40 protein-coding genes are annotated in these 25,393 nt (G+C 51.3%); all 40 read right to left on the minus strand.

The features are described from left to right. Positions 1-3: 3 nt before the first annotated feature. Positions 4-696: an energy-coupling factor transporter transmembrane component T gene (locus tag AOA63_RS18125; RefSeq protein WP_053961140.1), complete on the minus strand. Its 693-nt coding sequence runs from the start codon at positions 694-696 to the stop codon at positions 4-6. Beyond that, a complete protein-coding gene (locus tag AOA63_RS18130; protein ID WP_053961141.1) occupies positions 666-1,448 on the minus strand; it encodes an ATP-binding cassette domain-containing protein in 783 nt (260 codons plus the stop codon). The genes AOA63_RS18125 and AOA63_RS18130 overlap by 31 nt, the downstream gene beginning before the upstream one ends. After that, positions 1,436-2,188: an ABC transporter ATP-binding protein gene (locus tag AOA63_RS18135; protein WP_206742840.1), complete on the minus strand. Its 753-nt coding sequence runs from the start codon at positions 2,186-2,188 to the stop codon at positions 1,436-1,438. Before AOA63_RS18135 ends, AOA63_RS18130 begins: the two co-directional genes overlap by 13 nt. A 29-nt stretch (positions 2,189-2,217) precedes the next feature. Beyond that, complete coding sequence (gene rplQ / locus AOA63_RS18140) at positions 2,218-2,553, minus strand: 50S ribosomal protein L17 (RefSeq protein WP_242823820.1); 336 nt, start codon at positions 2,551-2,553, stop codon at positions 2,218-2,220. Positions 2,554-2,583: 30 nt separating this feature from the next. Further along, entirely contained in the window at positions 2,584-3,531 is a 948-nt protein-coding gene (locus tag AOA63_RS18145) for a DNA-directed RNA polymerase subunit alpha (protein ID WP_026040838.1), read from the minus strand. A 51-nt stretch (positions 3,532-3,582) separates the two neighbouring features. Continuing rightward, positions 3,583-4,206 carry a 30S ribosomal protein S4 gene (rpsD, locus tag AOA63_RS18150; RefSeq protein ID WP_020376671.1) on the minus strand — a complete coding sequence of 208 codons (624 nt, stop codon included), beginning with the start codon at positions 4,204-4,206 and terminating at the stop codon, positions 3,583-3,585. 24 nt (positions 4,207-4,230) lie between these two features. Next, a complete protein-coding gene (rpsK, locus tag AOA63_RS18155; protein ID WP_020376672.1) occupies positions 4,231-4,626 on the minus strand; it encodes a 30S ribosomal protein S11 in 396 nt (131 codons plus the stop codon). Positions 4,627-4,661: 35 nt separating this feature from the next. After that, positions 4,662-5,033, minus strand: a complete 372-nt coding sequence (rpsM, locus tag AOA63_RS18160; protein ID WP_053961143.1) for a 30S ribosomal protein S13 — start codon at positions 5,031-5,033, stop codon at positions 4,662-4,664. A gap of 28 nt (positions 5,034-5,061) precedes the next feature. Next, a complete protein-coding gene (rpmJ, locus tag AOA63_RS18165; RefSeq protein WP_020376674.1) occupies positions 5,062-5,175 on the minus strand; it encodes a 50S ribosomal protein L36 in 114 nt (37 codons plus the stop codon). Between the two features lie 24 nt (positions 5,176-5,199). Continuing rightward, positions 5,200-5,418, minus strand: a complete 219-nt coding sequence (gene infA, locus AOA63_RS18170) for a translation initiation factor IF-1 (protein ID WP_020376675.1) — start codon at positions 5,416-5,418, stop codon at positions 5,200-5,202. Between the two features lie 105 nt (positions 5,419-5,523). Continuing rightward, the gene (map, locus tag AOA63_RS18175) at positions 5,524-6,276 is read right to left on the minus strand and encodes a type I methionyl aminopeptidase (protein WP_028962707.1); all 753 of its coding nucleotides are present in this window, start codon (positions 6,274-6,276) and stop codon (positions 5,524-5,526) included. Next, the gene (locus tag AOA63_RS18180) at positions 6,269-6,922 is read right to left on the minus strand and encodes an adenylate kinase (protein WP_053961233.1); all 654 of its coding nucleotides are present in this window, start codon (positions 6,920-6,922) and stop codon (positions 6,269-6,271) included. The genes map and AOA63_RS18180 overlap by 8 nt, the downstream gene beginning before the upstream one ends. A gap of 13 nt (positions 6,923-6,935) precedes the next feature. Further along, positions 6,936-8,216, minus strand: a complete 1,281-nt coding sequence (gene secY, locus AOA63_RS18185; RefSeq protein ID WP_082344135.1) for a preprotein translocase subunit SecY — start codon at positions 8,214-8,216, stop codon at positions 6,936-6,938. A 1-nt stretch (position 8,217) separates the two neighbouring features. Beyond that, positions 8,218-8,655 (minus strand): 50S ribosomal protein L15, encoded by a 438-nt coding sequence (gene rplO / locus AOA63_RS18190; protein WP_053961144.1) that lies wholly within the window; start codon positions 8,653-8,655, stop codon positions 8,218-8,220. Then, entirely contained in the window at positions 8,652-8,855 is a 204-nt protein-coding gene (gene rpmD, locus AOA63_RS18195) for a 50S ribosomal protein L30 (RefSeq protein WP_020376680.1), read from the minus strand. The genes rplO and rpmD overlap by 4 nt, the downstream gene beginning before the upstream one ends. Next, positions 8,848-9,381, minus strand: coding sequence for a 30S ribosomal protein S5 (gene rpsE, locus AOA63_RS18200; RefSeq protein WP_053961145.1), 534 nt, complete (start codon positions 9,379-9,381; stop codon positions 8,848-8,850). The genes rpmD and rpsE overlap by 8 nt, the downstream gene beginning before the upstream one ends. 17 nt (positions 9,382-9,398) lie before the next feature. Next, complete coding sequence (gene rplR / locus AOA63_RS18205; protein WP_020376682.1) at positions 9,399-9,764, minus strand: 50S ribosomal protein L18; 366 nt, start codon at positions 9,762-9,764, stop codon at positions 9,399-9,401. A gap of 10 nt (positions 9,765-9,774) precedes the next feature. Continuing rightward, a complete protein-coding gene (gene rplF / locus AOA63_RS18210; protein WP_053961146.1) occupies positions 9,775-10,314 on the minus strand; it encodes a 50S ribosomal protein L6 in 540 nt (179 codons plus the stop codon). 27 nt (positions 10,315-10,341) lie between these two features. Beyond that, positions 10,342-10,740: a 30S ribosomal protein S8 gene (rpsH, locus tag AOA63_RS18215; protein WP_026040840.1), complete on the minus strand. Its 399-nt coding sequence runs from the start codon at positions 10,738-10,740 to the stop codon at positions 10,342-10,344. A gap of 11 nt (positions 10,741-10,751) precedes the next feature. Continuing rightward, a complete protein-coding gene (locus AOA63_RS19145) occupies positions 10,752-10,937 on the minus strand; it encodes a type Z 30S ribosomal protein S14 (protein ID WP_076006947.1) in 186 nt (61 codons plus the stop codon). 10 nt (positions 10,938-10,947) lie between these two features. Continuing rightward, a complete protein-coding gene (gene rplE, locus AOA63_RS18220) occupies positions 10,948-11,502 on the minus strand; it encodes a 50S ribosomal protein L5 (RefSeq protein ID WP_020376685.1) in 555 nt (184 codons plus the stop codon). Between the two features lie 29 nt (positions 11,503-11,531). Then, positions 11,532-11,843, minus strand: a complete 312-nt coding sequence (gene rplX / locus AOA63_RS18225; protein ID WP_020376686.1) for a 50S ribosomal protein L24 — start codon at positions 11,841-11,843, stop codon at positions 11,532-11,534. A 32-nt stretch (positions 11,844-11,875) separates the two neighbouring features. Beyond that, positions 11,876-12,247, minus strand: a complete 372-nt coding sequence (gene rplN / locus AOA63_RS18230; RefSeq protein ID WP_053961147.1) for a 50S ribosomal protein L14 — start codon at positions 12,245-12,247, stop codon at positions 11,876-11,878. A 35-nt stretch (positions 12,248-12,282) separates the two neighbouring features. After that, on the minus strand, positions 12,283-12,552 hold the full coding sequence (rpsQ, locus tag AOA63_RS18235) for a 30S ribosomal protein S17 (RefSeq protein WP_028962703.1): 270 nt from the start codon (positions 12,550-12,552) through the stop codon (positions 12,283-12,285). Between the two features lie 15 nt (positions 12,553-12,567). Next, positions 12,568-12,771: a 50S ribosomal protein L29 gene (rpmC, locus tag AOA63_RS18240; RefSeq protein ID WP_026040841.1), complete on the minus strand. Its 204-nt coding sequence runs from the start codon at positions 12,769-12,771 to the stop codon at positions 12,568-12,570. Beyond that, the gene (rplP, locus tag AOA63_RS18245; RefSeq protein ID WP_020376690.1) at positions 12,761-13,195 is read right to left on the minus strand and encodes a 50S ribosomal protein L16; all 435 of its coding nucleotides are present in this window, start codon (positions 13,193-13,195) and stop codon (positions 12,761-12,763) included. The genes rpmC and rplP overlap by 11 nt, the downstream gene beginning before the upstream one ends. Position 13,196: 1 nt before the next feature. Beyond that, positions 13,197-13,874, minus strand: a complete 678-nt coding sequence (gene rpsC / locus AOA63_RS18250) for a 30S ribosomal protein S3 (RefSeq protein WP_020376691.1) — start codon at positions 13,872-13,874, stop codon at positions 13,197-13,199. 9 nt (positions 13,875-13,883) lie between these two features. After that, positions 13,884-14,237, minus strand: coding sequence for a 50S ribosomal protein L22 (gene rplV / locus AOA63_RS18255; RefSeq protein WP_020376692.1), 354 nt, complete (start codon positions 14,235-14,237; stop codon positions 13,884-13,886). 13 nt (positions 14,238-14,250) lie between these two features. Beyond that, positions 14,251-14,535, minus strand: a complete 285-nt coding sequence (gene rpsS / locus AOA63_RS18260; RefSeq protein ID WP_053961148.1) for a 30S ribosomal protein S19 — start codon at positions 14,533-14,535, stop codon at positions 14,251-14,253. Positions 14,536-14,538: 3 nt separating this feature from the next. Further along, positions 14,539-15,375, minus strand: coding sequence for a 50S ribosomal protein L2 (gene rplB / locus AOA63_RS18265; RefSeq protein ID WP_053961149.1), 837 nt, complete (start codon positions 15,373-15,375; stop codon positions 14,539-14,541). A gap of 18 nt (positions 15,376-15,393) precedes the next feature. Continuing rightward, on the minus strand, positions 15,394-15,681 hold the full coding sequence (gene rplW / locus AOA63_RS18270; RefSeq protein WP_053961150.1) for a 50S ribosomal protein L23: 288 nt from the start codon (positions 15,679-15,681) through the stop codon (positions 15,394-15,396). Next, entirely contained in the window at positions 15,678-16,304 is a 627-nt protein-coding gene (gene rplD / locus AOA63_RS18275) for a 50S ribosomal protein L4 (RefSeq protein WP_053961151.1), read from the minus strand. Before rplD ends, rplW begins: the two co-directional genes overlap by 4 nt. Before the next feature lie 2 nt (positions 16,305-16,306). After that, the gene (rplC, locus tag AOA63_RS18280; RefSeq protein ID WP_053961152.1) at positions 16,307-16,957 is read right to left on the minus strand and encodes a 50S ribosomal protein L3; all 651 of its coding nucleotides are present in this window, start codon (positions 16,955-16,957) and stop codon (positions 16,307-16,309) included. Positions 16,958-16,970: 13 nt separating this feature from the next. Further along, positions 16,971-17,279, minus strand: coding sequence for a 30S ribosomal protein S10 (rpsJ, locus tag AOA63_RS18285; RefSeq protein WP_020376698.1), 309 nt, complete (start codon positions 17,277-17,279; stop codon positions 16,971-16,973). An 18-nt stretch (positions 17,280-17,297) separates the two neighbouring features. Continuing rightward, a complete protein-coding gene (gene tuf / locus AOA63_RS18290) occupies positions 17,298-18,500 on the minus strand; it encodes an elongation factor Tu (RefSeq protein ID WP_028962700.1) in 1,203 nt (400 codons plus the stop codon). 40 nt (positions 18,501-18,540) lie between these two features. Next, positions 18,541-20,616 carry an elongation factor G gene (fusA, locus tag AOA63_RS18295; protein WP_053961153.1) on the minus strand — a complete coding sequence of 692 codons (2,076 nt, stop codon included), beginning with the start codon at positions 20,614-20,616 and terminating at the stop codon, positions 18,541-18,543. Between the two features lie 35 nt (positions 20,617-20,651). Continuing rightward, entirely contained in the window at positions 20,652-21,122 is a 471-nt protein-coding gene (rpsG, locus tag AOA63_RS18300; protein ID WP_020376701.1) for a 30S ribosomal protein S7, read from the minus strand. Between the two features lie 20 nt (positions 21,123-21,142). Then, the gene (rpsL, locus tag AOA63_RS18305) at positions 21,143-21,529 is read right to left on the minus strand and encodes a 30S ribosomal protein S12 (protein WP_020376702.1); all 387 of its coding nucleotides are present in this window, start codon (positions 21,527-21,529) and stop codon (positions 21,143-21,145) included. Positions 21,530-21,545: 16 nt separating this feature from the next. Beyond that, on the minus strand, positions 21,546-21,812 hold the full coding sequence (locus AOA63_RS18310; protein ID WP_020376703.1) for a ribosomal L7Ae/L30e/S12e/Gadd45 family protein: 267 nt from the start codon (positions 21,810-21,812) through the stop codon (positions 21,546-21,548). A 93-nt stretch (positions 21,813-21,905) separates the two neighbouring features. Then, entirely contained in the window at positions 21,906-25,379 is a 3,474-nt protein-coding gene (gene rpoC / locus AOA63_RS18315) for a DNA-directed RNA polymerase subunit beta' (RefSeq protein WP_053961154.1), read from the minus strand. Between the last annotated feature and the right edge of the window lie 14 nt (positions 25,380-25,393).

The following is a 25,393-nucleotide window of genomic DNA, read 5'->3' on the forward strand; positions in this document are numbered from 1 at the left end:
ATCTTAGATCAACACTTTCCACGTTATTAAGAAAATAACCCACATTATCACAGTGGTTATTGTATCCCGCAGGGTCCATGGTGCCACCTGAGGAAAATGATGGGGTCGCCATCCTCTGGCCCAAATGGATTCCGCAATATAGTCACTGCGTAAGATACTGATCATAATCAGAGGGGTCAAAAACCGCAACACATCTTTCCATTGCCCTCTCTCTCCTACCAATTGGCGCCGCATCCGCACGTCGGTGTTCACGCGTTGAGCACTTAGCCGCAATTCGGGTATATAGCGCATTACCAGTAACGCCATCAAGGACATTTGGCCGATAAGAGGTTTAGGACCGATAAATTTTTTCAACGCTTTTTCTAGATAGAGGATCATATGGATCGGCGGACGTAACTTCAAGATGGCGAGACTAAAACTCAAAACGGCACCAAAACGTGTGCCATCCCAAAAGGCAGAAGACCACCGGTTATGAGGATCGTTGATGAATGCCAAGACGGCCCACAAAATTGCACCTACCACAAGACCCCATCGTTCCCGGTGACTCAAAGGAATCCGCAACACATAGTAAACTATTGTGAGTAGCATGATCTCCACAATCAGCAGCCATACTTGGTGAGTAGCAAAAATGATGATAATACCGAATAACAGGGCTTGTAGCAGGACTAGCGGACTGAGGGATACTGCAGCCGCCATAATCTCACCACCTCTTCTCGCGCCTTTTGCGAATCAATCCATGCGCGTAGAGATACGGGCGCATTGCGCGTCAACAGTTCGCGCCATAACTGTTCTAAAGGATTAGTAGTAGGCAAAGAATGCGCATACCACAACTGGCCGAGATCCTCCGGTTGAGATTTTAAAACCTGCTCACACCAAAAGCCTTTGGTAATGACGGATAACATCCACGGCCAATCATGACTGATGACCAATGTCAAACGCGAAAACTCGTGGGTTGTAAGCCACAGAGATAATTGGTTCTTCCACCATCCATCAAGTCCCTCGGTCGGTTCGTCTAATAACAAAATATCGGGATCTAACAAATCATAGATGGCTAAAATCACACGCCGTTTCTGCCCTGTACTCAATGTCCACGGCGACTGATTCCATAAGGATTTGAGAGCCCAGCGTTCCATGACCGCGTCGAGTTTGCTCAAAAATCCTGGGTCACCACTGCGCAAGACGCGTTTGAACGGCCACAGGATTTCCTCTTTGACCGTCGTTTCGGTTAATTGATGCTCGGGATGTTGCATGACGCACCCAATACGGGCAGTGGTTCTCATCACTGATCCGGTTTGCGGTTTTAAGGTCCCCATTAAGAGCGAAAAAAATTGGCTCTTTCCTGAACCATTGGGACCAACCACCGCGAATAGTCCTTTTTCCGGCGTAGACCACCAGGGGATGCGCAATTGCGAATAGGGAAGAATGACATCACGAACTACAATCGCCATAAATATTGACTCATTTCCTTGATATCCCAGCTATCCAGATCTTGTTGTCCTGTCAACTTCTTAATCTGCTCAACAAAAGCTCTCCATTCATCGGACAGTCGCATCGCGAACGCATGACGGCTCATTTCTTGCACCTTTCCATCCTCAATCCACAGATAGCGGTCTGCAAGTTCTACCCACCATGCATCATGGCTAATAATGAACAGTGTGGTTCCCTGTCGTTTGACGTTGTACAAAACCTCAAAAATCTGATGTTTTCCCCATCCGTCGAGCATTGTCTCAGGCTCATCGGCGACCATAATTTGCGCATTTTGGGCCAATATCGCCGCGATGGCTTCCCGGTGCAATTCACCGCCGGACAACGTTTCCGCAGCACGGTGGCGCAAAGTCTCTATGTGCATCCCATATAATGCCGCATCCGTCCGCTGCTGGGCTTCTTGGGGCGTTGGAGCATGCCATAATGCACCGAGTGCCACATCATCTTCTACGGTTATTCCCACTACTTGGTGCTCCGGCTCTTGTTGCAACCATCCGACATAATCAGCCGGCCACTGCTCACGCGGTGTCCCGTCAGCGAATCTCAGGGTCCCCCGGAAAGGTCGAATAATGCCTGCCATTAACCGCGCCAAGGTTGTTTTGCCGCCCCCATTGGGCCCCGAAATAAAAACGCACTCACCCCCGCGAACTGTCAAGTCCACGGGGCCAAGTGCGTTGCTCTCTTGACTATCATATCGAACCACTACGTGGTCAAATATGATATCCATCGATACTAAACCAGTTCTAAAATCGCCATAGGGGCGGCATCGCCCCGGCGAAAGCCCGTGCGCATAATGCGTGTATAGCCGCCTGTGCGGTCCTGGTAACGGGGGCCAATCGTCGTGAATAGTTTGGTGACCACATCTTCGTCCAATACGTATGCAAGCGCTTGGCGACGAGCTGCCAAATCGCCACGTTTTGCTAAGGTGATCATATGCTCGACAACGCGGTTCACTTCTTTCGCCCGCGTTACGGTGGTTTCGATCCGTTCCTCGCGCAGAGTTGAAGTCACCAAATTACGGAGCATTGCCCGCCGGTGTCCACCAATGCGCCCTAGTTTCCGATGCATGCCTGGCATAAACCGTCTCCTCCATAAGACTTACTCATCAGATGGACGCAGGCCTAAACCTAACGCCACTAATTTTTCCTTAACCTCTTCCAAGGACTTCTTCCCTAAGTTGCGCACTTTCATCATGTCTTCATCCGACTTGTTGGTTAATTCTCCGACCGTGTTAATCCCGGCCCGTTTGAGACAATTAAATGACCGTACCGACAGATCCAGCTCTTCTATGGGCATTTCTAATAGGCGGTCTCGAGAATCTTCATCGCGTTGAACGCCAATTTCCACCCCCGACACCGTGTCGGTTAGTTCGATAAACAAGCGTAAGTGATCTGAAAGGATTTTCGCGCCTCGAGATATGGCTTCTTCAGGGCTAAGGGACCCATCCGTCCACACCTCCAAGGTAAGACGGTCGTAGTCCGTAATGTGACCGACACGAGTATCTTCGACACGCCAGTTGACCTTAGTGACGGGGCTAAAAATCGAGTCGACGGGAATGACACCAATGGCTTGGTCGGCACGTTTGTTCTTTTCAGCAGAAACATAGCCGCGCCCTCGTTCAATGGTCAATTCCATTCGTAACGAGTGCCCTTCATCGACATAGGCGATGTGTTGATCGGGTTCTAAAATGTCTACATCGGCGTCCGCAATGATATCTCCTGCGACCACTTCTCCGGGTCCTTCTTTTTCAATACGAAGGATATGAGGTTCGTCAGACCACAATCGCAAAGCTAAACGCTTCAGGTTCAATATGATATCTGCGGTATCCTCGAGCACACCGGGAATCACAGAAAACTCATGCAAGACCCCGTCAATGCGCACGGACGTCACAGCGGTCCCCGGTAATGACGACAGCAATATCCGCCGCAGTGAGTTCCCGAGGGTTATTCCATAACCCCGGTTAAGCGGTTCGACCGTAAATGCTCCATATTTCGGATCCGAGCCATCGTCAATCCGTCGAATTTCTGGTTTTTCAACCTCGGTCATATTTTCACTGCCCGCCAAAGGCAGGCGTCCCCCCTTTCAGATCCCTATTGACTAACGCGAGTAGTACTCAATAATGAGCTGCTCCTGAACGGGTGTATCAATTTCATCACGGTTTGGCAGTCTTACCACGGTTCCACGCCATTGCTCCCGTTCAACATCAAGCCACGCTGGTACCGTCCGAGCCGGCGCTTCCAACATTGCTTTAAACCGGGGTTTTTGGCGGCTTCCTTCGCGCACTTCGACGACGTCACCGGGTTTAACCGAATATGACGGTATATTCACCCGCCGACCATTCACGGCGAAGTGATTGTGACGCACCAGTTGTCGGGCTTCGGCCCGTGACGAAGCAAAACCCATACGGTACACCACATTATCCAAGCGACGCTCTAAAAGCTGAAGCAAAAGCTCACCAGTGACACCTTTCTTCGCCGAAGCTTTCTCGAAGTACCGTGAGAACTGACCTTCCATGATTCCATAGGTCCTACGAGCCTTTTGCTTTTCTCGTAGCTGTACCCCGTACTCAGAAAGTTTACGGCGTCCTTGGCCATGCTGCCCCGGGGGATACGCGCGTCGTGTCACCGGACATTTATCGGTGTAGCACTTGTCCCCTTTTAAATATAATTTAACTCCTTCACGCCGGCACAACCGGCAAACTGGTCCTGTATAACGTGCCATATGGCCGCCTCCTTCCTTTCTTGTTTATACTCGTCGCCTTTTTGGCGGTCGGCACCCATTATGAGGAATAGGTGTGACATCTTTGATCATACTAACTTCAAGACCCGCGGCTTGAAGTGCTCGAATGGCAGCTTCACGACCTGAACCCGGTCCTTTAACGAGAACTTCAACTTCCTTAAGACCGTATTCCATAGCGGCCTTAGCAGCGGTTTCGGCGGCCATTTGCGCAGCAAACGGTGTGCTTTTGCGTGAGCCTTTAAAGCCGGCTTGACCTGATGACGCCCATGATAAGGCATTGCCTTGCGTATCTGTAATGGTGACAATAGTATTATTGAACGTCGACCGAATGTGAGCGGTTCCACGATCCACGTGGCGCCTGTCACGGCGACGGGTTTTAGTGCTACGACGACTGCCTGCCATATTTCCTTGCGGTCCCTCCTAAGAAAAAGTATCAATTACTTCTTGCGTTTAGCTCCGACGGTTCGACGCGGTCCTTTGCGTGTACGGGCATTGGTTTTGGTTCTTTGTCCCCGCACCGGTAATCCCCGCCGGTGACGGAGCCCGCGGTAGGTACCAATGTCAATCAGCCGTTTGATGTTCATCTGCACTTCACGACGCAGGTCCCCTTCCACACGGTATTCCCGGTCAACAAGTTCGCGAATGCGAGCTACCTCGTCTTCGGTTAAATCCCGAACCCGTGTATCGGGGTCGACTTGTGTCTTCGCGAGAATTTTTCGCGACGCGGACCACCCAATACCATAGATATACGGCAGTGCAGCCTCTATCCGTTTATCACGCGGTAAATCAATTCCTGCAATACGTGCCACCCTTAAGCTCCTCTCTTCTGTTTAATACTTACCCTTGTGCTTGTTTGTGCTTGGGATTTTCACAGATGACCAACACACGGCCATGCCGTTTAATCACTTTGCACTTTTCACAAATGGGCTTCACAGATGCTCGTACCTTCATCGCCGCACCTCCTTCGTGGTTCCATCACTTGTACCGATAGGTGATTCGTCCGCGAGTCAGATCGTAGGGCGACAACTGGACTGTGACCTTATCCCCCGGCAGAATTTTGATAAAATGCATACGAATCTTGCCCGAGATATGCGCCAGCACTTTATGACCATTCGCTAACTCAACACGAAACATCGCATTTGGCAATGGCTCAATGACTGTTCCCTCGACCTCAATCGCGTCTTCTTTTGCCACAGCATTCCCTCCTTTTTTAGACTCCGCACCACTATTGCCCTATGTTTCCCAGTAAACTGGAAAACAAACCTGTTGAATGCATCCGATCTATTATAACGGAATTCGTCAATCAATTCGAGTCAATATTTCAGGACCGTGGTCCGTTATAAAAATCGTGTGTTCAAAGTGTGCAGATAATGATCCATCACGGGTAACCACGGTCCAGCCGTCATCTAACACATCGACATCGTATGCTCCAGCGTTGACCATCGGCTCTATGGCCAAGGCTAAGCCTGGTTTGAGCAAAATGCCACGGCCAGCGGGCCCGTAATTGGGAACTTGCGGATCTTCATGCATCTGGTGGCCAATTCCGTGTCCGACATAATCACGGACCACAGAGAAGCCATGTCGTTCCACATGCTCTTGAACCGCATGAGAAATGTCTCCTAAATGACCGCCTGGCTGTGCCGCTTGAATCCCCGCGTATAAGGATTCCTCCGTCACCCGAAGAAGCAATGCCGCTCGGTCATCCGGTGGCTCACCAACGAATACCGACAGTGCCGCATCGCCGACAAATGAATCCATTACCGCGCCCAAATCGAGACTCACGAGATCATGTTCTTTTAACCGTCTCGCCCCGGGAATGCCGTGAACTACTTCATGATTGACTGACACACAGACACTGGCCGGATACCCATGGTAACCTTTGAAGATAGGTACGGCTCCCCGTGCCCGGATTTCTGAATCCGCGATATGATCGAGTTCCTTGGTTGTAATTCCGGGACGGACAGCCTTTTTAAGGATCTGCAGGACTTCGGCCACCACTAGACCGGCCTTACGCATTTTTTCTTTATCCCGCATACTCTTCAGTTCAATCATGCTGTGCCCCCAGCCGGATAATGATATTTTGTGTGACCACATCCACCGGCTCGGTGCCATCAATCTCTACCAATACTCCCCGTTCATGATAAAAATCAATGAGAGGCGCGGTTTCTTCCATATACACGTTAAGACGCGTTTCCACGGTTTCGGGTTGGTCGTCTGGACGCTGTACCAGTGTTCCGCCACAGACCGAGCATACTCCCTCTACTGCGGGCGGATCAAAGATTACATGAAAGGTCGTGCCGCATGTTGAGCACACCCGTCGGCCGACGAGGCGCTCTACTAATATGTCATGGGGCACTTTAATGTAAATGACCGCGGTGAGGCTTAACTCTCGCGCGGAAAGCATTCTTGCCAATGCATCGGCCTGGTGGACATTCCTGGGGAAGCCATCTAGGATAAATCCATTGTCTGTGTCAGCTTGTTGCAAACGGTCGTCAACCATCGCTTCGGTAATGTCATCGGGTACCAGTCGGCCTTCTGACATGTAACTCTGGGCCCGTTTTCCGAGTGGGGTTCCTTCACTTAAGTTGCGCCTGAAAATGTCCCCGGTGGATATATGCGGAATGGAATAGTATTCTGCCAGGCGCTTTGCCTGAGTTCCCTTACCCGCCCCAGGCGCCCCTAACAGGACCAAGTTGATCACCGGTACCACCTCATTTCATAAATCCCTGATATTGTTTCATCAGCATCTGCGCCTGCATCTGCTTCAATGTATCGAGCGCAACTCCTACAATAATTAATAGTGACGTTCCGCCAAAATACAGCCCGTTAACCCCCATGCCCATAGTCACAAAGCTCGGCAAGATGGCGACAATGCCTAGAAAAATCGCACCAATTAAGGTTAAGCGATTGCTTACACGCCCCAAATATTCTGCAGTGGGACGACCGGGGCGAATTCCAGGAATATACCCGCCGCCTTTTTTCAGATTGTCTGCCACATCATCAACCTTAAATACCACTTGGGTGTAAAAGAAGGTAAATACGACAACCAGAACAAACTCAGCCACAATATAAAGCGGTGAGGTAAAACCGAAATACCGTTCTAGTTCCGACACCCACCCACCTTTAAAGAACTGACCAATGGTGTAGGGAAGAATCAATAGGGAAATCGCAAAAATAACCGGAATAACCCCTGCTTGGTTTACACGGATGGGCAAATGCGTATTTTGACCCTGGTACATACGACGCCCAACCACCCGCTTGGGATATTGCACCGGAATTTTCCTCTGACCCTCATTAACAAAAACCACCGCCGCAATGATAATGACGGCCACGATTAAGAAGATAATGATTTTGGGCCAGCTGATAATCCCGGCCTGAATATATTTGTACAGTTCCTCGACCCCAAACGGCAGACGCGAAATTATGCCAAAAAACACCAAAAGGGAAATGCCGTTCCCAATGCCCTTGTCGGTTATTTCTTCGCCCACCCACATTAAGATCGTTGATCCGGTCAATAACAACAGCGCTGTTAACAACAAACTGCCGATAGTGTGATGAATATACGCGAATTCGCCATTGGACGAATAATTGTACAAATAATAGGCAATACCAAGGGATTGCAAAGCCCCGAGTCCCAGTGATAACCACCGGGTGACTTTCGTCATTTTTTTCTGACCTTCTTCGCCTTCCTTGGACCATTCTTCCACAGTAGGGATAACAACTGTCATCAATTGCATGATAATACTGGCATTAATATACGGGATGATACTCAGCGCAAATATTGATAACGTTGCTGTCGCTCCACCAGAAAATAGGTTCAATAAAGCAAAAATGGTCGCCCCGTGTAAAAACAGGCTTTGAATGACGGATGCGTGGACGCCCGGAATTGGCACATGGGCGCCCACACGAAATACGACCAGCATCAAGAGGGTAAACAGTATACGCCTGTTCAAGTCTGACGCCCGGAACGCATTCATCATATTCTGTGCCACGTCAAATCACCTCGGCCCGTCCAGAAACCGCCTCGATCTTTTCCTTGGCCGACTTGGAAAATGCATTCACCTGTACAGTCAAGGGACGGTCCAATTCTCCCTCCCCTAGAATCTTAACGGGTAAATTGCGGCGTACGAGCCGGCGATTCTTCAGCAGTTCAATGGTGACCACTGTGTTGGCTTCGAATTGATTCAAATCGCCAACATTCACCACTTCGTACTCAACGCGAAAGGGATTGACAAAGCCCCGCTTAGGTAAGCGCCGCTGTAAGGGCATCTGCCCTCCCTCAAACCCGGGGCGAATGCTTCCTCCGGACCGTGCCTTCTGACCTTTGTGACCACGGCCCGCTGTCTTACCCAGTCCGGATCCCAATCCTCGTCCACGCCGTGTCTTCTTTGTACGGCTGCCGGGGGCAGGCTGAATTTCATGCAGTCTCATTTAGTAGCCTCCTCTCCCTCTGGAATTTCTTCCACGCGCACAAGATGACGGATTTTGTGAATCATCCCGCGAATGGACGGGTTATCATCAAATTCCACGGTCCGCCACATTTTCCGTAAACCTAACCGACTCGCCGTATCTTTTTGATCTTTGGCGTAACCGATAGGGCTCTTCACCAACGTAATGCGTAATCTAGCCATGGTGTGCCCCCCTTAAAACTTCTTGAACAGTACGCCCACGTAATTTGGCTACGCGCTCGGCCTTCTTCAACTGCTTAAGTGCGTCCATCGCGGCCGCCACCACGTTATTAGGATTTGAAGTTCCTAAAGACTTCGTTAACACGTCCCGGACTCCAGCTGCTTCTAATACAGCACGCACGGGACCTCCGGCAATAACTCCCGTACCAGGCCCAGCGGGTTTAATCAACACCCGGCCAGCTCCAAATACTCCAGTGACTTGGTGGGGAATTGTGTTTCCCAACCGCGGTACGGTAATCATTGATTTCTTAGCATCCTCGACGCCTTTGCGAATAGCATCCGGAATCTCAGCAGCTTTGCCTAATCCGACGCCAACCCGACCATTTTCGTCGCCAACCACTACCAATGCGCTAAAGCTAAATCGCCGTCCACCTTTCACGACCTTGGCGACCCGATTAATCGCAACCACTTTTTCCTTGAATTCGCTTGCGCCTCGGGTTTCTTGATTTTGGGCTGCTGGCCTTGCCATAACGTACCCCCTAATTCCTAAAATTCGAGTCCAGCTTCACGCGCCGCGTCCGCCAATGCCTGAACACGCCCGTGATAACGGTACCCGCCGCGGTCAAAGACCACTTTTTTTACACCATGAGCAATAGCACGTTCCGCAACCAATCGGCCCACTTCCCGTGCTTTGGCCACGGTCAACCGACCTTCCATGTTGTCAAACACTTTTTCTAATGTGGACGCTGATGCGATCGTGTGTCCTTTGGTGTCATCGATTACCTGTGCGTAAATATGCAAATTGGAGCGGAAGACATTAAGGCGCGGTCTTTCAGGCGTTCCTTTAATCTTACTCCGTATACGCAGGTGTCGACGCTTCCGAGCCGCGTTCCTGTCAAAACGTGTATACACGTCTTATCCCTCATTTCTTTCCAGTCTTACCAACCTTGCGAATAATTCGTTCACCTTGATAGTGAATCCCTTTACCTTTGTAGGGCTCCGGGGGACGTACACTGCGGATTCGAGCGGCAGTCGCACCCACGGCTTCTTTGTCATAACCCTTAACCACAATGTTTGTGGGATTGGGGACCTCAAATTCGATCCCAGCAGGGGGTTCAATGTTTACAGGATGAGAAAACCCGACTGCTAGCACCAAGTTGTGGCCTTGCTTCGACGCACGATATCCAACTCCGGCCATTTCCAGATTCCGTTGGAACCCTTGTGATACACCTTCTACCATGTTTGCGACGAGCGTTCGCGACAATCCCCATTGCGCCCTGGCTACGGGACTGTCATCGACCGGAAGAACACGTAGCTCGTTATTTTCCATGGTGACCGTCACTTCAGGCCGCAGGGTCCGCTCCAGCTCACCCTTGGGTCCTTTCACGTGCACCCTGGTCCCGTCGATGGTAACCGTCACACCGGCAGGAATGGGAATCGCTTTTTTACCTATCCGTGACATCCGGGATACTCCTCCTCATAATCTGCCTTACCACACGTAGCAGAGTACTTCTCCACCCACGTGGATCTCACGCGCTTGTTTTTCGGTCATCACACCGCGTGACGTGGATAACACGGCAATACCCAGTCCACCTAGGACCCGAGGCAGCTCATCGTGCCCCGCGTAGACACGCAGCCCCGGACGGCTAATCCGTTTTAGGCCGGAAATGACGCGCTCTCGGTTAGGTCCATATTTCAAATGGAGCCGAATCATCCCGTGCTTGCCGTCTTCAACCAATTCGTAATCACGAATAAATCCTTCTTGTTTCAGGATTTGTGCTAGAGCACGCTTTATCTTGGAATCGGGCACATCCACATGTTCACGGTATACAACATTGGCGTTCCGAATCCGGGTTAACATATCTGCAATGGGATCAGTCACTGCGATCCTCCTCTCACTTACCAGCTGGCTTTACGTACACCGGGTATTTGTCCCTGGTGCGCTAATTGCCGAAAACACAAGCGGCATAATCCAAAGTCGCGAATATATCCATGCGGTCGTCCACAAACCTGGCAACGATGGTATTTTCGTACTTTATACTTTGGTGTCCGTTTGGCCTTAGCAATGAGTGACTTTTTGGCCATGTCATCCCTCCTAACGTTGTGGCGTGAACGGCATGCCGAGTAAAGTCAAAAGTTCTTTGGCTTCTTCATCGGTTTCTGCACTCGTGACAAGTGTGACATCCATGCCGCGCACTTTTTCGACCTTGTCATACTCGATTTCCGGAAAGATAATTTGTTCACGAATTCCTAAGGTATAGTTTCCCCGACCATCAAATCCTTTGGTGGATACCCCACGAAAATCGCGAACCCGGGGAAGCGCCATGAAAAAGAGCTTCTCCACAAAATCATACATCCGTTGACCCCTAAGCGTCACTTTGGTCCCAATGGGCATACCCTCTCGCACCTTAAAGGATGCGATCGATTTACGGGCTCGAGTGACCAGCGGTTTTTGACCCGTGATTGTGGCCAGATCGTTTACGGCCGCCTCGAGCAATTTAGGATTGCCAATCGAATCTCCTACACCCATATTGATGACCACTTTGACAAGCCTGGGCACGTTCATCGGGTTTTTGTATTTAAAGCGCTCCTGCAGTCGCGGTACGACTTCTTTTTCGTACCGTTCCTTGAGCTCCGACACCACTGCCATTGTTAACCCCCTGTTCCTTGTCCCGCTCTTTAGTCGATCGCGGCACCGCACCGCTTGCATTGCCGAACTTTCTTACCGTTGTCCAAGAACTTGTGTCCAACTCTTGTCGCTTTTTTACAAGAGGGGCAAATGAGCATCACATTGGACACGTGTAAGGGAGCTTCCATCGCGATAATGCCGCCTTGCGGATACTGCTGCGTTGGTTTTTGGTGTTTTTTCACCAAATTAATCTTCTCTACCACCACGCGATCTTCTTTGGGAATCGCACGGATTATTTTGCCCTGCTTACCTTTATCCTTGCCGGCGAGCACCTTAACTAAGTCGCCTTTTTTTACGTGCACCCTAGTCCCTCCTTCCGTTTCCGTCTGCTGAGTTATAACACCTCAGGTGCTAGGGATATGATTTTCATAAAATCACGTTCGCGAAGTTCTCGCGCCACCGGTCCAAAAATACGGGTACCGCGGGGTTCTTTCTCATCGCCACGGAGAATAACCGCAGCATTTTCGTCAAACTTGATATATGAGCCATCACTGCGTCGCCGCCCCGTCTTGGTGCGAACAATCACTGCCTTAACGACGTCCCCTTTTTTGACCACGCCGCCGGGCGTTGCTTCTTTAACAGAAGCCACAATCACGTCTCCAATGTTTCCGTAACGCCGAAAAGATCCTCCAAGTACTCGAATGCACATGATCTCTTTGGCCCCGGTGTTATCTGCGACCGCCAGACGTGTTTGCGGTTGTATCATGAGAATATCCTCCTTTCCGTAGATCCACTAAATACTTACTGGACTTCGTCAGCGCGCCGAATTATTTCAATGACACGCCAGCGTTTCTCTTTGGAAAGAGGTCGTGTCTCTTCAATCCGTACAATATCGCCCGTCCGGCACTGATTCTCTTCGTCGTGTGCTTTATACCGCTTTGTCCGGCGCATCGTACGCCCATAAATGGGATGGCGCACCAACGACTCTACGGCCACTACGACCGTCTTATTCATCTTGTCGCTGACGACCGTTCCCTCGCGTACTTTTCTTTTACCCGTTGGTTGTTCCATGTCGCTCATGCCCTCCTATTTCGCGTCCTGCCGAAGCTCGCGCTCCCGCATGATGGTGTGTACCCGTGCGATATCTTTCCGTACCTGGCGAACGCGCATGGGATTCTCTAATTGGGCCGTGGCAAGTTGGAACCGAAGCCGGAAAAGCTCTTCTTTTAACGCTCGCAATTTAGCTTGTAGCTCTTCTTGACTGAGCTCTCGTATCTCCTTAGGCTTCATGCGCATTCTCCCCCGACTCCTCGCGTTTTACAAACCGCGTCTTGATAGGTAACTTGTGAGCCGCCAAACGCATAGCTTCACGAGCCACTTCTTCGGGTACACCGGCCAACTCAAACATGATCCGCTGAGGCTTGACGACTGCGACCCAGTATTCCACGTTCCCCTTACCGCTACCTTGCCGGGTTTCCGCCGGTTTCTTTGTCACGGGTTTGTCTGGGAAGATGGTAATCCAGACTTTTCCTCCACGCCGAATGTACCGTGTCAAGGCCACACGAGCTGCTTCGATCTGCCGGTCGGTAATCCATGCCGGTTCTAGGGCTTGGAGGCCGTATTCACCAAATACAACTTTATTTCCCCGGTGCGCCGTACCCTTCATGCGGCCACGCTGCATTTTGCGATACTTGGTACGCTTCGGTTGTAACATTTTACTGACCTCCCTCTTGCGCTACCAGCACACGCTTTTTCGCCGCAGGCAAGACTTGCCCTTTAAAGATCCACACTTTAACCCCAATAATGCCATAGGTTGTGTGAGCTTCAGCAAATCCGTAGTCAATGTCTGCCCGTAACGTGTGAAGGGGGATGGATCCTTCCCATGCCCATTCACGGCGCGCAATCTCAGCTCCGCCGAGGCGGCCGCTGACCATAATTTTGACTCCTTGAACGCCAGCTTGTCGCATAGTCCGTGTAATAGACTGTTTCATCGCACGTTTAAACGCGATACGCCGCTCTAATTGACTGGCGACATTTTCTGCCACCAACTGCGCATCCGCGTCAGGAGCCTTCACTTCGAGAATGTTGAGATTAACGTTCTTATTAGTAAGTTTTTCGAGGTCCTTGCGTAACGCCTCAACCCCGACACCACCCTTACCGATCACCATTCCCGGCTTGCCGGTGTGGACAGTAACTTTCAGCTTATTCGCTGAACCACGTTCGATCTCCACCCGTGCAATCCCAGCCGCATGATGCCTCTTCTTGATGAAACGCCGGATGGCTAAATCCTCTCCTAATAACTCAGGAGTCTCTTTTCGGTTGCCATACCAACGTGAATCCCAGTCCTTAACAATCCCAAGGCGTAGACCCTTTGGGTGAATTTTTTGCCCCATGGTTCCCTCCTAGCTGTTGTGCTTGGGTCGTAACACAACCGAAATGTGACTCGTCCGCTTGAAAATCGAAAATGCTTGACCTCGGCTCCGCGGATGAATCCGTTTAAGTGTTGGGCCTCCGTCAACCCACACAGCATGCACATATAAATCGCGTGGGTCCATGTCATAATTGTGTTGGGCGTTAGCCACTGCACTCTTAAGCAACTTGGCTACAACCGCTGAGGCCCGTTTGGGCGTGTGCCGCAAAATCGCCTCCGCGTCCCGAACATCCTTCCCCCGAATTAGGTCCACAACAATGCGAACTTTTCGAGGTGCAATGCGGACATGGCGCACATGAGCGCGAGCTTCTGCTACGTCTGCCATTTATGCCATCTCCTTATTTCAAAGACGTGGACCGCTCGGTTTTGTCCCCGTGACCCTTAAAGGTCCTCGTAGGAGCAAACTCACCGAGTTTATGTCCGACCATCTCTTCAGTGATATAAATTGGAACGTGTCTGCGCCCATCATGAATGCCAATGGTATGACCAACCATGTCGGGAACGATAGTAGAGGCCCGAGCCCAAGTCTTAATAACCCGCTTTTCGTTCTTGGCATTCATCGCGTCGATTTTCTTCATCAACTTTTCATCGACGTATGGACCCTTCTTGGTTGAACGACTCATTCTCTACCTCCCTGCCTTCCGCCGACGCACGATCATCCGGTTCGATGCCTTGTGCTTCTTCCGTGTCTTTTTACCGAGGGCCGGTTTGCCCCATGGCGTCATCGGATGCTTGTGACCCACCGGAGCTTTCCCTTCACCACCACCGTGAGGGTGATCAACCGGGTTCATGACGCTACCCCGGACTGTGGGTCGCCATCCGAGATGACGGTTTCGACCTGCCTTACCAATCACAATGTTCTCATGCTCGACATTTCCCACTTGACCAATCGTCGCACGCGCCGTAACGGGAACGCGCCGCAGCTCGCCGGAGGGCAATCGCAGCAACGCGTGCTTACCTTCCTTGGCTGCCAGCTGAGCCGAAGCGCCGGCTGACCGGGCTAGTTGTGCGCCTTTTCCGGGCACAAGTTCGACATTGTGTACGATGGTTCCGACGGGCACATCCTGCAATTTTAACGCGTTTCCTGGTTTAATATCGGCTGTCGGTCCCGATATCACCGTGTCTCCCACTTTTAAGCCGACCGGAGCCAGAATGTAGGCCAATGTGTCATCGGCGTATTTCAGCAACGCTATTCGGGCTGTCCGAAACGGATCGTATTCGATGGACTGAACCACCGCCGGTATACCCTCTTTGGTCCGTTTGAAGTCAATCTTCCGATAGAGTCGCTTTGTACCACCGCCGCGGTGCCGGGTCGTAATGCGACCATAGTTATTACGGCCCGCCTTGCGGTGCATACCCACCACGAGACTTTTTTCCGGTTCGGTTTTCGTGATCTCCTCAAAGGTTGACACAGTCATATGCCGCACACCAGGAGACGTTGGTTTCATTTTTCGAACTGCCACAATCCAGCCTCCTTAATGTTAGACACCTTCAAAGATGTCAATCGTTTCTCCAGGTGCTAACGTCACGATGGCTTTTTTCCGGCGTGTCGTCCGTCCAACCACCATACCCCGGCGCTTTTCCTTGCTGGGCCGCCATAACGTGTTGACCTTAGTTACGTGCACCTTGAAGATTTCCTCAATTGCATTGCGGATCTCGACCTTATTCGCTCGCGGCGACACTTCAAATGTATATTTATTGAGTGCCATCTGATCAGTGCTCGCCTCGGTAACGATAGGACGAATAATCACATCATAAGCTGATTTCATCGCGCAAACACCTCTTCCACTCGTGCCACCGCATCAGTATCAAGAACGATTTGGTGATACCGCAGCAAGCTATAAGCGTTCAAGTTATCCGTGGTGATGGTGTGCACGTTCTTGAAATTCCGCGCGGACAACTTCCATGTTTCATTGGGCGACGCGGTCACAAATAACACGTTACGACCCAAATTCAAGTTGTCCAAAGCCGCCAAAACATGTTTTGTTTTGACTTCAGGCAACGTTAATGCATTAACAACCTTCAACTCATTGGACGCGAGTTTAGCGCTTAATGCTTGCCGCAGAGCCGCCCGCCGCATTTTTCGAGGAAATTTCACCGAAAAATCGCGCGGATGAGGCCCAAACACAACGCCACCATGTCGCCAATGCGGTGCCCGCGTCGTTCCGGCACGCGCCCGACCTGTTCCTTTTTGTCGCCACGGTTTTCTTCCGCCACCACGCACTTCGGAACGCGTCTTCGTGTCTGCAGTACCGGCACGCTGGTTGGCTTGAAAAGCCACAACGGCTTGATGCAGCAACGCCTCATTAACAGGTGCGGCAAACACGGTGTCAGAGAGCTGCAGTTCACCGACGACCTGTCCTTGAAGGTCATAAACATTCACAGTCGGCATGCCTACATCGCTCCTTTCCGATTTCGAACAGAATCCCGCACCATGACCAACGACCCGCGAGGTCCTGGGACCGCGCCGCGCACCAATAATAAGTTGCGGTCGGCATCGACACGCTCGACGCGAAGTCGCAATACCGTCACGCGCGCATGTCCTTTATGTCCAGGCATTTTCCGCCCGGGATGAACCCGTCCGCCACCGCCAGAGGTTCGGGCCGCTAAAGAACCGACGCGGCGGTGATATTTCGAACCGTGTGATGTCGGACCACGCCGGAATCCCCAACGCTTAATGACACCCGCGAATCCTTTACCTTTGCTTGTCCCGGTCACGTCGACAATGTCTCCGGGGCTGAACGCATCTTCCACTCTAATAACTGACCCAGGTTCTAAATCCGTTGCCCCAGGCAATCGGAATTCACGCACAAACCTTACCGGTTCAACACCAAGTTTCTCAAAATCCTTGCGCTGGGGCTGGGCCACTTTGTGTGGCTTAATGGCTCCAACGCCGAGCTGTACTGCATCATAACCATCTTTCGCTTGCGTGCGCAACCGTAAGACCTTGTTTGGCTCGGCGTGAATCACCGTAACGGGCACGGCACGACCTTCGTCGTCGAATACTTGGGTCATGCCTACCTTAATGCCAATAATCCCTTTCATAACATCCTCCCGCCTACAGCTTTATCTCGATGTCCACTCCGGCCGGGAGATCCAGACGCATGAGCGCATTGACCGTTTTCTGACTGGGATCCATGATGTCGATCAAACGCTTGTGAATGCGACGCTCAAACTGTTCGCGAATGTCCTTCTCCCCGTTAGGCGCAGTCAGAACCGTGTACACCTTCTTCTCAGTGGGCAGCGGCACTGGGCCAGAGACTGCGGCGCCATTGCGCCGGGCAGTCTCCACTATTGTCGCTGCTGACTTATCCAAAACTTCGTAATCGTATCCCTTGAGGCGAATCCGAATTTTTTGCTGGGCCACCGTCCGTTCCCCCTTGCCTTATGCCAATATTTGGGTCACTACACCAGCGCCCACAGTGCGTCCGCCTTCACGAATAGCGAAACGCAGACCTTCTTCCATAGCGATTGGCGCAATTAACTCGACTTCCATCTGGATGTTATCGCCGGGCATCACCATTTCAACGCCTTCGGGAAGTTTGACAACACCGGTCACGTCCGTGGTCCGGAAGTAGAACTGCGGCCGATATCCGTTAAAAAACGGGGTGTGACGCCCTCCTTCTTCCTTGGTCAACACGTAAACCTCAGCCTTGTATTTTGTGTGGGGGTGAATGCTTCCGGGCTTGGCCAACACTTGGCCCCGCTCCACTTCGTCTTTATCCACACCACGGAGCAAACAACCAATGTTGTCTCCGGCTACGGCTTGATCCAAGGTCTTTCGGAACATTTCCACACCGGTTACAACCGTCTTCTTTGCGGTGTCAGTCAAACCGACGATTTCCACTTCTTCTCCGACCTTAATGGTTCCACGCTCAACACGCCCTGTGACAACCGTTCCACGTCCGGTGATGGACATGGTGTCCTCCACGGGCATTAAGAAGGGTTTGTTGGTGTCGCGTTCGGGAGTGGGAATGTAGTCATCAACAGCATCCATTAAGTCCCAAATCTTGCCACACCATTCACAGTCGCGTTTTCCACATCCGCATTCTAGAGCTTTTAATGCGGATCCCGCCACGACAGGAATGTCGTCACCCGGGAATTCATAACTGCTCAAGAGTTCGCGGACCTCAATCTCGACCAATTCCATTAACTCGGGGTCATCAACCATGTCGGCCTTGTTTAAGAACACGACAATGTTGGGCACACCGACCTGACGGGCTAAAAGAATGTGCTCACGGGTCTGGGGCATAGGACCATCAGCAGCTGACACCACCAAAATGGCACCGTCCATCTGGGCAGCTCCGGTAATCATGTTTTTCACGTAGTCGGCGTGTCCTGGGCAGTCCACGTGTGCATAGTGCCGCTTGTCGGTTTCATATTCTACGTGTGCGGTCGCAATCGTAATTCCACGTTCGCGCTCTTCAGGAGCCTTGTCAATTTGGTCATAGGCCGTAAATTCTGCCTGCCCCTGGGTGGATAGGACGCGGGTAATAGCCGCCGTCAAAGTGGTCTTACCGTGGTCAACGTGACCAATCGTTCCCACGTTAATGTGGGGCTTTGTGCGTTCGTACTTCTTCTTCGCCATTGCTAAATCCTCCTTGAGTTATTTGGCATCCGCCATGTGTTTAGTGCCTCGACTTAATGACCTGTTCGGTCACATGCTTCGGAGCTTCTTCGTAATGAGAAAATTGCATCGTGTAGGTACCGCGTCCTTGAGATCGCGAACGGAGATCCGTCGCGTAGCCAAACATTTCGGCTAAGGGAACATAGCCACGGATGGCTTGCACGCCGCCGGGTCTAGGCTCCATACCTTCAATGCGCCCCCGCCGCGAGTTGAGATCTCCAATCACATCACCCATGTACTCGTCCGGCACTACAACTTCGACTGCCATGATTGGCTCTAAAAGCACAGGATTGGCTTTTTGAGCAGCCGCTTTAAATCCCATAGATCCAGCAATCTTGAATGCCATTTCGCTGGAGTCGACTTCGTGGTAGGAGCCGTCAAATAGTGTAACACGAACATCCAAGACAGGGTATCCGGCCAATACACCGGACTCCATTGCTTCCTTGACACCAGCTTCAACCGCGGGAATATATTCCTTCGGTACGACACCACCAACAATCTTATTGACAAACTCGAATCCTTGGCCGGGTTCTAAGGGTTCGACCTTTAACCAAACATGACCATATTGTCCGCGACCGCCGCTTTGCCGAATGAATTTTCCTTCGGCTTCGACGCTCTTTCGCAAGGTTTCTTTGTACGCCACTTGCGGCTTACCCACATTGGCCTGCACTTTAAATTCGCGGAGCAGACGGTCCACAATAATTTCAAGATGCAGTTCGCCCATTCCGGCGATAATGGTTTGGCCCGTTTCTTGGTCTGTGTACATGCGAAACGTCGGGTCTTCTTCAGCCAGCTTGGATAAGGCCGTTCCCATTTTGTCTTGGTCGGCTTTGGTTTTCGGTTCGATTGCCACCGAAATAACCGGCTCAGGGAAAACCATCGATTCTAACAGAATCGGCTTTTGCTCGTCGGACAGGGTGTCTCCAGTCGTTGTGTCTTTCAATCCCACAGCTGCGGCAATATCCCCTGCGTAGACGGTATCGATTTCTTCACGGTGATTCGCGTGCATTTGCAAGATACGACCAATTCGTTCCCGACGTCCTTTAGTAACATTGTAGACGTAAGATCCAGAGGTCAGGGTTCCGGAATAGACCCGGAAGAATGCCAGCTTACCAACAAAGGGGTCGGACATGATTTTGAAAGCGAGACCCGAGAATGGAGCATCGTCTGAAACTTCGCGATAAATCTCTTCTCCGGTAGCCGGATCATGACCCCGAACGGCACCAATGTCTAAAGGAGACGGAAGATAATCTACGACCGCGTCCAACAGCGGTTGGACGCCTTTGTTCCGGTAAGACGAACCACATAATACGGGAACCAACTGGCTGGACAGAGTTCCTTTTCGAAGCGCTGCACGGATTTCTTCTTCCGTAAGCTCTTCGCCCTCTAGATACTTTTCCATTAGAGCGTCGTCAACATCAGCCACGGCTTCTAATAGCATTTGCCGACGTTCATTGCAAACATCTTGTAAATCCTCAGGAATATCGACATATTCCCCACGCGTTCCCAAGTCATCTTCATACAAATAGGCTTGCATCTTAATCAGGTCAACAATGCCTACGAACTGATCTTCTGCTCCCCATGGCCACTGGATGGCCACCGGGTTAGCCCCAAGACGCGTACGGATTTGGCTGACAGTGTTGGCGAAGTCCGCTCCAATGATATCCATTTTGTTCACATAAGCTATGCGAGGTACATGGTACTTGTCTGCCTGTCGCCACACCGTTTCTGATTGCGGTTCAACACCACCCTTGGCATCGAAGACAGCAATTGCGCCGTCTAAGACACGCAGGGATCGTTCCACTTCTACCGTAAAGTCCACGTGGCCGGGCGTGTCAATAATGTTGATCCGGTGGTCCCGCCACGTCGTTGTGGTCGCAGCGGAGGTGATGGTAATTCCACGCTCCTGCTCTTGGACCATCCAGTCCATCGTGGCCGTTCCCTCGTGAACCTCACCGATTTTGTGGGTGCGGTGCGTATAAAACAAAATACGCTCAGTTGTCGTTGTCTTCCCCGCATCAATGTGGGCCATAATCCCGATATTTCGGGTTCGTTCCAAAGGAAACGCTCGAGCCATAACTGGGAAACTCCCTTCTTGCCTACTGACCTGCTTTACCAGCGATAATGCGCAAAAGCTTTGTTTGCCTCTGCCATACGGTGGGTTTCGTCACGTTTCTTGACGGCGCCGCCACTATTTTGGTATGCGTCCAAAATTTCGTTGGCTAAACGTTCTTCCATGGTGCGTTCATGACGCGCACGCGCATATTGGACTAACCAGCGAATAGCCAATGACATTCGTCGCTGTGGGCGAACCTCAATAGGCACCTGGTAGGTGGCTCCACCAACACGACGTGGTCTTACCTCGAGAAGAGGCGTGACGTTTTTAATGGCTCCTTCAAAAACTTCCATCACATCTTTTTGGCTTTTTTCGGCAATGATATCGAATGCGCGATACACAATGTGTTCGGCTAAACTTTTCTTGCCACTCATCATCACTTTGTTAATAAGTGCTGCAACTTGCGGACTGTTATAGACAGCGTCCGGCGCAATTTCGCGGACACCAGCCGCTCCACGTCTGGGCATGCTTTCCCTCCTTCTCCGCTTTACTTCTTGCCAGCTGGTTGATTCTTCTTGGCGCCGTATTTCGACCGGCCTTGCGCCCGTTTCTGGACGCCACCAGCGTCAAGAGTTCCCCGGATAACGTGATAACGCACTCCCGGCAAATCCCGAACACGCCCTCCACGCACTAACACGACAGAGTGCTCTTGGAGATTATGTCCGATTCCTGGGATATAGGCCGTGACTTCTTCCCCGTTCGTCAAACGAACACGAGCAACCTTTCGGAGTGCTGAGTTTGGTTTTTTCGGCGTTACTGTTTTCACACTGATACATACTCCGCGCTTTTGCGGGTTTCCTCTCAGTGCAGGAGCTGCGGACTTTTTCGTTGTCTTTTTTCGTCCATGTCGTACCAGCTGATTGATTGTTGGCACCAGCCCCCACCTCCTTTCACGCAAATGACCTTTGCTCTGGCAGCAGCGCTGCGCATGCAGCACCCACTTCTATCCCGCATAACCGGCCCAGTTCGTCCATTGAACCCACGTATTCAATGGGTATATTTCGGGTTGTACTTTGGTTCACGATTTCCTCGATGACTCGGGCTTCCGCGTCTTGAGCTATGTAGACGCACAGTACCGTTCCTTGAGCGATCTTTTTCAAAGTTTCCCGCATACCCACTACGCGGCGCCGACGATTTTTCAATGCGTCGATATCCATTGGTCTGGCCTCCCGGCGCTTACAGGCTTAGACACACTTGGGTATTTTATCACCGGAAAACGGGCGTGTCAATTGACACGCCCGTTATGAATCTTATTTTATCAACTCGTTCTCCACCGACTTATCGGCATTTTCATCGGCCCCGTGAATAATCACATTGCGGTATCGGGACATTCCAGTTCCCGCCGGAACTAACTTACCGATGATCACATTTTCCTTTAGACCCAAGAGCGGATCCCGCTTCGCCTTAATCGACGCTTCGGTTAAGACTCGGGTCGTTTCCTGGAAAGAAGCTGCAGATAAGAAGGAATCCGTGGCCAGTGACGCCTTGGTAATTCCCAACACCGTGGGTTTGGCCACTGCAGGGGTCCCTCCCCGCATCAACACCTCAGCATTTTGATCCTCAAACTCAAATCGATCAACCAATGCCCCGGGTAGTAAGGACGTATCTCCAGCTTCCTCAATCTTCACCTTACGCATCATCTGGCGCACCATAACTTCAATATGCTTGTCGTTAATATCAACACCCTGTACCCGGTAAACACGCTGGACTTCTTGCAGTAGGTAATTTTGGACACCGGTCAGACCCAATACCCGCAGCAAGTCATGAGGATTGACAGATCCTTCGGTGAGTTCTTCACCTGCTTCGATATGGTCACCTTCATGCACTTTTATCCGCGACCCAAAGGGCACGACATAGGATTGCGCTTCGTTGTCCTTGTCGCTGACAATCGTGATTTCGCGGCGTCCCTTGTTCTCTCCCATGTGGACGGTTCCCGATATCTCCGCAATAATAGCTTGACCTTTAGGTTTACGGGCCTCAAAGAGCTCTTCGACACGGGGAAGACCTTGAGTGATGTCGTCTCCTGCCACTCCGCCCATGTGGAAAGTCCGCATCGTCAGCTGCGTACCCGGTTCACCAATGCTTTGCGCGGCGATAATTCCGACCGCTTCTCCAACTTCCACGATACCGCCCTTGGCCAAGTTTCGGCCATAACAAGCCACACAGACTCCGAACCGAGACTGGCACGTGAGAACTGAACGGACCCGCAATTCCGTAATGCCAGCGTCGACAATCGCGCGGGCTGTATCTTCAACAAGTAGTTCGTTCGCGTGCGCAATAATCTCGCCAGTTTGCGGATGATACACATCTTCGGGCACCACGCGACCCACTAAACGGTCATACAGACTTTCGATGACCTGCCCACCATCTCTAATTTCCCGGACTAAGGTTCCTTGCGTCGTTCCGCAATCGACTTCACGGACAATCACGTCCTGAGCGACGTCAACCAACCGCCGGGTCAGATATCCGGAGTCCGCCGTACGTAAGGCCGTGTCCGCAAGTCCTTTTCTAGCCCCGTGAGTCGATGTGAAATATTCCAACACGGTCAATCCTTCGCGGAAATTGGCTCGGATGGGCAACTCAATGATCCGTCCTGATGGATCGGCCATTAATCCACGCATGCCCGCCAACTGCGAAATCTGCTGCACATTACCACGAGCTCCAGACGTCGCCATCATATAGACCGAGTTATTGCGGTCCAACGTATCCATTAAGGCTTGGGTAACCCGTTCTTTTGCTCGGGTCCAAATCCCGATGACCCGTTCATAGCGCTCGTCAGCCGTGATCAAACCGCGCCGATATTGCCGGGTAACCTGCATAACCTCTTGTTCAGCTTCTTGCAAAATCTGTTTCTTGGCCTCGGGTATGACAATGTCAGATACAGAGATCGTCACGCCAGCCTTGGTCGCATATTGAAATCCCAAAGCCTTAATGCGGTCAAGCGTCTGGGCAGTAACATCATTACCATACATCCGGAACATATCTGCCACGATCTTTGCCAATTGTTTTCGACCAATGGTCTGATCGATAAAACGCAGCTCTTTCGGCAAGGCATCGTTGTAGAGAAAACGTCCTAAGGTTGACGTGCGGCGCTCGCCATCATAACGCATGGTAACCCGGGCATGGAGATCCAAGACACCTTCCGCATAGGCCATTTCACCTTCTTGCAGATCCGCTAATACCATGCCTTCGCCTTTGGCATTCTCTTTGTCCATCGTTAAGTAATACGATCCCAGTACCATGTCTTGGGTTGGGGTAACAACTGGCTGCCCGTCTTTGGGATTCAAAATGTTTTGCGTCGATAGCATTAACACCCGGGCCTCAGACTGGGCTTCCGCCGACAGAGGTACGTGCACAGCCATCTGGTCTCCATCAAAGTCAGCGTTATAGGCCGTACAGACAAGCGGATGAATCTGAATGGCACGACCTTCGACCAGTACGGGTTCGAACGCTTGAATGCCTAAACGGTGTAAGGTAGGTGCGCGGTTTAGCAATACGGGATGTTCTTTGATCACATCTTCCAAAACATCCCACACTTCCGGACGCACGCGTTCAACCATCCGTTTTGCCGATTTAATGTTGTGAGCATACCCTTCATTCACAAGTTTCTTCATGACAAAGGGTTTGAATAGTTCTAGGGCCATTTCTTTGGGTAAGCCGCACTGATGCATTTTCAATTTCGGGCCGACCACGATCACCGAACGACCCGAGTAGTCAACACGTTTACCCAACAAGTTCTGGCGAAATCGCCCTTGTTTCCCTTTCAACATATCCGACAGTGATTTCAAGGGACGATTACCAGGCCCCGTCACGGGCCGTCCACGACGGCCGTTATCAATAAGCGCGTCGACCGCTTCTTGTAGCATGCGTTTCTCGTTACGGACGATGATATCCGGAGCCCCTAAATCTAATAACCGTTTCAGCCGGTTATTGCGGTTAATCACCCGCCGGTACAAATCATTGAGGTCAGACGTTGCAAATCGTCCACCATCGAGTTGAACCATCGGGCGCAGGTCGGGCGGAATCACTGGAATAACGTCCAAGATCATCCATTCTGGGCGGTTTCCCGATTGCCGAAATGCTTCGACCACTTCCAAACGTCTAATAGCCCGCACTCGGCGTTGTCCCGACGAGCTATTTAACTCACCCCGGAGCTCCTGAGCCAGTTCTTCCAAATCCAGTTCCATCAATAACTCTTTGATAGCCTCGGCGCCCATGCCAGCGCGGAAATGCCCACCATATTTTTCCCGGTATTCGCGGTACTCGGATTCCACTAACAACTGTTTTTTCATCAAGGGAGTGGTTCCGGGTTCAATCACCACATACGCAGCAAAATATAGGACTTTTTCCAAGGCCCGGGGAGACATATCGAGAATTAATCCCATCCGGGAAGGAATTCCTTTGAAATACCAAATATGCGAAACCGGAGCCGCTAATTCAATGTGACCCATGCGTTCTCGGCGCACCTTGGACCGCGTTACTTCGACACCGCAGCGATCACAGACAACGCCTTTATAACGGACGCGCTTGTATTTACCACAGTGACATTCCCAATCTTTTGTCGGTCCAAATATTTTTTCACAGAACAACCCTTCGCGTTCGGGTTTTAAGGTGCGATAGTTGATTGTCTCCGGTTTCTTTACTTCGCCTTTAGACCATTCCCGGATTTGTTCCGGAGAGGCTAAAGCAATCCGCATGGAGTCAAAATGGTTAACGTCTAACATCGAATTGAATCCCT

It is taken from the genome of Sulfobacillus thermosulfidooxidans, assembly GCF_001280565.1.
Taxonomy (GTDB): domain Bacteria; phylum Bacillota; class Sulfobacillia; order Sulfobacillales; family Sulfobacillaceae; genus Sulfobacillus; species Sulfobacillus thermosulfidooxidans_A.

Excerpts from the sequence above, each read along its gene's own strand:
- AOA63_RS18125 (WP_053961140.1), bottom strand. The coding sequence starts at position 696 with ATGGCGGCTGCAGTATCCCTCAGTCCGCTAGTCCTGCTACAAGCCCTG.
- AOA63_RS18130 (WP_053961141.1), bottom strand. The coding sequence starts at position 1,448 with ATGGCGATTGTAGTTCGTGATGTCATTCTTCCCTATTCGCAATTGCGC.
- rplQ (WP_242823820.1), bottom strand. The coding sequence starts at position 2,553 with ATGCATCGGAAACTAGGGCGCATTGGTGGACACCGGCGGGCAATGCTC.
- AOA63_RS18145 (WP_026040838.1), bottom strand. The coding sequence starts at position 3,531 with ATGACCGAGGTTGAAAAACCAGAAATTCGACGGATTGACGATGGCTCG.
- rpsD (WP_020376671.1), bottom strand. The coding sequence starts at position 4,206 with ATGGCACGTTATACAGGACCAGTTTGCCGGTTGTGCCGGCGTGAAGGA.
- rpsK (WP_020376672.1), bottom strand. The coding sequence starts at position 4,626 with ATGGCAGGCAGTCGTCGTAGCACTAAAACCCGTCGCCGTGACAGGCGC.
- rpmJ (WP_020376674.1), bottom strand. The coding sequence starts at position 5,175 with ATGAAGGTACGAGCATCTGTGAAGCCCATTTGTGAAAAGTGCAAAGTG.
- map (WP_028962707.1), bottom strand. The coding sequence starts at position 6,276 with ATGATTGAACTGAAGAGTATGCGGGATAAAGAAAAAATGCGTAAGGCC.
- rplO (WP_053961144.1), bottom strand. The coding sequence starts at position 8,655 with ATGAGACTGCATGAAATTCAGCCTGCCCCCGGCAGCCGTACAAAGAAG.
- rpmD (WP_020376680.1), bottom strand. The coding sequence starts at position 8,855 with ATGGCTAGATTACGCATTACGTTGGTGAAGAGCCCTATCGGTTACGCC.
- rpsE (WP_053961145.1), bottom strand. The coding sequence starts at position 9,381 with ATGGCAAGGCCAGCAGCCCAAAATCAAGAAACCCGAGGCGCAAGCGAA.
- rplF (WP_053961146.1), bottom strand. The coding sequence starts at position 10,314 with ATGTCACGGATAGGTAAAAAAGCGATTCCCATTCCTGCCGGTGTGACG.
- AOA63_RS19145 (WP_076006947.1), bottom strand. The coding sequence starts at position 10,937 with ATGGCCAAAAAGTCACTCATTGCTAAGGCCAAACGGACACCAAAGTAT.
- rplE (WP_020376685.1), bottom strand. The coding sequence starts at position 11,502 with ATGGCAGTGGTGTCGGAGCTCAAGGAACGGTACGAAAAAGAAGTCGTA.
- rplN (WP_053961147.1), bottom strand. The coding sequence starts at position 12,247 with ATGATACAACCGCAAACACGTCTGGCGGTCGCAGATAACACCGGGGCC.
- rpsQ (WP_028962703.1), bottom strand. The coding sequence starts at position 12,552 with ATGGAACAACCAACGGGTAAAAGAAAAGTACGCGAGGGAACGGTCGTC.
- rpmC (WP_026040841.1), bottom strand. The coding sequence starts at position 12,771 with ATGAAGCCTAAGGAGATACGAGAGCTCAGTCAAGAAGAGCTACAAGCT.
- rplP (WP_020376690.1), bottom strand. The coding sequence starts at position 13,195 with ATGTTACAACCGAAGCGTACCAAGTATCGCAAAATGCAGCGTGGCCGC.
- rpsC (WP_020376691.1), bottom strand. The coding sequence starts at position 13,874 with ATGGGGCAAAAAATTCACCCAAAGGGTCTACGCCTTGGGATTGTTAAG.
- rplV (WP_020376692.1), bottom strand. The coding sequence starts at position 14,237 with ATGGCAGACGTAGCAGAAGCTCGCGCTCATGTGCGCCATGTCCGCATT.
- rpsS (WP_053961148.1), bottom strand. The coding sequence starts at position 14,535 with ATGAGTCGTTCAACCAAGAAGGGTCCATACGTCGATGAAAAGTTGATG.
- rplW (WP_053961150.1), bottom strand. The coding sequence starts at position 15,681 with ATGAAATCAGCTTATGATGTGATTATTCGTCCTATCGTTACCGAGGCG.
- rplD (WP_053961151.1), bottom strand. The coding sequence starts at position 16,304 with ATGCCGACTGTGAATGTTTATGACCTTCAAGGACAGGTCGTCGGTGAA.
- rplC (WP_053961152.1), bottom strand. The coding sequence starts at position 16,957 with ATGAAAGGGATTATTGGCATTAAGGTAGGCATGACCCAAGTATTCGAC.
- tuf (WP_028962700.1), bottom strand. The coding sequence starts at position 18,500 with ATGGCGAAGAAGAAGTACGAACGCACAAAGCCCCACATTAACGTGGGA.
- fusA (WP_053961153.1), bottom strand. The coding sequence starts at position 20,616 with ATGGCTCGAGCGTTTCCTTTGGAACGAACCCGAAATATCGGGATTATG.
- rpsG (WP_020376701.1), bottom strand. The coding sequence starts at position 21,122 with ATGCCCAGACGTGGAGCGGCTGGTGTCCGCGAAATTGCGCCGGACGCT.
- AOA63_RS18310 (WP_020376703.1), bottom strand. The coding sequence starts at position 21,812 with ATGGATATCGACGCATTGAAAAATCGTCGGCGCCGCGTAGTGGGTATG.
- rpoC (WP_053961154.1), bottom strand. The coding sequence starts at position 25,379 with ATGTTAGACGTTAACCATTTTGACTCCATGCGGATTGCTTTAGCCTCT.